Consider the following 736-nt stretch of genomic DNA (forward strand, 5'->3'; position numbering starts at 1 on the left):
ACCACTACCGAGTTGGCGGGCACTGGTCCAGTCGGTCAGGCTGTCCTCAGATTCGGTGGCATCGGCCCGATGGAACCGTACCGCACCCTGCGCCGCCTGCGGCAGCGCATAGGGATCGTCGAACGCCACCAGCGTCACCTTGGGCGTATCGCCCGCCTCATGGGCAAAGCGCCAGGCGATGCCTTCCTCGGCCAGCAATCGGCTGATGAAGGCAAAATCGGATTCGCGGTACTGCAGGCAGTAGGAACGCGGGGCGTAGCTTTGCTTCAGGTCGAAGCGAATCGCGAACGACGCACCGAACACTGGGTTGCTGCCAATGTGTTCATCCACCACCGTCTTGATGATCTCGACAGGCGTCTGGTCCTGGAACACCCGACTGGTGCGCCGATGTTGCAGTAGCGAGAACGGCGGTTCGATGGTCAGGCCGTACTTGGCGAAGCCGCCATCCGAGGGCAGTGCCTGGGCGCGGGTGATCACACCACAGCGCACCACCGTGCCGCCTTCCGCTGTCAGGATACCCAGCTCGGCTGGTAAACCCAGCAGCGATTTGAGCGCCAGCCCGACATCGGGAGACAGGCACTCCACCACGTAGCGATAGGGTTGGGACAGGGCTTCTTCACCAGACACGGACTGAGGCAGCAGTTGCTCGCCAAAACTGGCACCGTCACCGAGGTGGAGCGTGACCAGTCGCTGTTCCTGGGTGAAGGCCGCCGCGAACGAAGCCAATAGCTGATGA

Annotated in this window: 1 protein-coding gene; it reads right to left on the bottom strand. The window is 62.8% G+C overall.

Annotated elements, in window-relative coordinates:
* On the bottom strand, positions 1-736 hold a 736-nt coding region (locus tag NLI84_RS18835), incomplete at both ends, for a type VI secretion system Vgr family protein (protein WP_308445840.1).

The organism is Chitinolyticbacter albus (genome assembly GCF_024437655.1).
GTDB lineage: Bacteria > Pseudomonadota > Gammaproteobacteria > Burkholderiales > Chitinibacteraceae > Chitinolyticbacter > Chitinolyticbacter albus.